The organism is Helicobacter vulpis (assembly GCF_003660395.1).
Classification (GTDB): domain Bacteria; phylum Campylobacterota; class Campylobacteria; order Campylobacterales; family Helicobacteraceae; genus Helicobacter; species Helicobacter vulpis.
The window spans coordinates 1-2,095 of the sequence record NZ_QXQT01000050.1 but is presented as its reverse complement, the minus strand read 5'-3'; the positions used below and the strand labels follow the sequence as shown (position 1 = coordinate 2,095).

Here is a 2,095-nt window from a genome sequence, read left to right as displayed (position 1 = left end):
TTCTTCAAGGCGTTTATTTATTTGCTCTTCTTCTTCTGGGGTCATCTCGGGTTTCTTTTCTTTGGGTTTTGCGCGCTTTTTAAGGGGGGGTTTGGTAGAATGGGCTTTAGAGTTTAGGGGCAGAGTCTCGCCCTTAGTCAAAGAGTCAGAGTTGCTACCTTGACTCTTGCTCGCTTCTACGCTAGGATCATGCTCCCCTTTTGGGCTAGAGTATCCCATGCCCTTGTTAAGCTGCGCTTGGTCGGACAACTGCGCAGAAGGGGTTCTAACTTTGTAAGCTGTGATCACCCAGTGATTATCCCCTTGATGGTCCCACCCTTGTGATAGCCCTATCTTAAATGCGCCGTTCTTGTTAGTAAAGTGGATAGTTTTAACGCCCTGCACTTCTTTAAGCACCCCCCCGCTTACAATCTCCTCAATGCCATTCCCCAACTTCTCCAAAGGCGTACCCCCCTCAAACCCACTAAAGTCATCAAGGTGTTTTTCTACAATCTTACTTAAGCCATGTCCTTGTATCTTGCCCTCTTTGTTTCTAACTTCTCCCCACACCAAATCAATATAGCCCAACCCCTCTTTATAAAACGCTCCGCTCACTTGCCCGCGTTTTTCTTTTAAAAGCTTGCTAACCGCCTCTTTGCCCTTAAGGGCAAATTCTTTAAAATTCTCTCCAAAGGCGGGGTTAGGTTTTAAAATGTCTTCTAAAAGCTTGTTTTTAAATCTAATGGCGTCTAAAATATCTTGCTTGTCTAAAGACGCGCTTCTGCCTGCGGCTAGGATTTCTTTAGACGTGGCTGGGATATGTGTGTTGGGCTTATAGGGAAGTAAGGGGATTTGATTGTTAAGGGGGGGTTTGGTAGAGTCTTGTGCAGGGTTTAACGCACTGCCATGCTTTGGTGGGGTATTAATCTGCAAGTCAGAGGGCTTAATGGCAGTTCCGCCCGATTCTAATATATCAGACGCGCCGGCAACTTCCCCACCCTTAAACCCTGTTTCTTGCCCCTTAAGCCCTGTTATGTTAGAATCGCCTGCGAGTTGGTTAGAAAATGTTTTAACCTTAAAAGTCTCAGCGAGTATATTTGGGGCTTTCTCACCCATATATAACACTTCTCCGCCATCGTTCATAACATTTTTTAATCTGTTTAAAGTCTTATAAGAGTTGGTACGGATTGTCCAATTTTCATTATTAGATTTTGCTACGCTGGTAAAATAGTACTTTTTGCCAATATCCTTAACAAAGATTAAAGCGTTCTCTTTATCCTTTAAAATGGCATCGCTTTTTTCTAAAGCGGGCTTAATCAAGGGCAAAAACTCTTCTCTTTGGCGTTTGCTCAACTTCACCAAGCTCCCCTTAGTGAGCTTAATTTGCTCTCCTTGCAACACGGGGGCTAAAGCCTCTTGCACCTGCTTACTAAATTGGGGGGTAAAATCCTCATCCACACTTTTAAGCCCGAAAGCCTTGAGCCATTCTTGTTCTAAGTTGCCTTTTAAACCGGGTGTGCTAGATTGGGACAAAGGAGTTTGTATGTCAGTCTCTATCCCCTTGCCCCCGGTTAAAGATGTGGATTTTTGGTTTAATTTTGAATCTAGGCGGTTGTACGCTGTGCCTGATGCTGAAGAAGACCCCGCCTTTGAGTTTAAGGGGGGTTCTTGGGTCGCGTTTAAATCTACGGCTGACTTTGTAACTAATTCAGATTGGACGGGGGAATACTGTGGCGAAGTGAGCTTAGACGATGTAAAAAAGCTAATGTCTAAGTCTGATTCTTGACCTAGTTCTCTTATCCTGCGTCTGAGTTTCTTAAGTTCGCCCTTAGTTAATCTGGGGTGTAGTTTTTCTCGGCGCAACTCTTTATAATAGGGGTCTTGTTTCTTCTTAGTCTCCCAACTCTTGGGCGTGTGCACCTGTATCTCACTAGAGATGCCCTCATAAGTAAAATTAATATGCGCGCCTTGATAATTGTCTTGGGTTTTAATGAATCTAGGATTGATGTCCTCAATGCTGGGGTTGGCTTGTAGACTCTCTAAGATGTGCTTAAATTGCTTATCTATGCTTTCTTTAGGGGCAATAAATGCCCCCCTTAACAAGTCATCCACTCTT

At 43.9% G+C, this 2,095-nt stretch carries 1 protein-coding gene; it reads right to left on the bottom strand.

Translation table 11 applies throughout. From position 1 onward, the window contains the following. Positions 1 to 2,095 (bottom strand): putative barnase/colicin E5 family endoribonuclease (locus EAO38_RS08450; protein ID WP_268877834.1); only part of this gene is annotated, 2,095 nt, incomplete at both ends.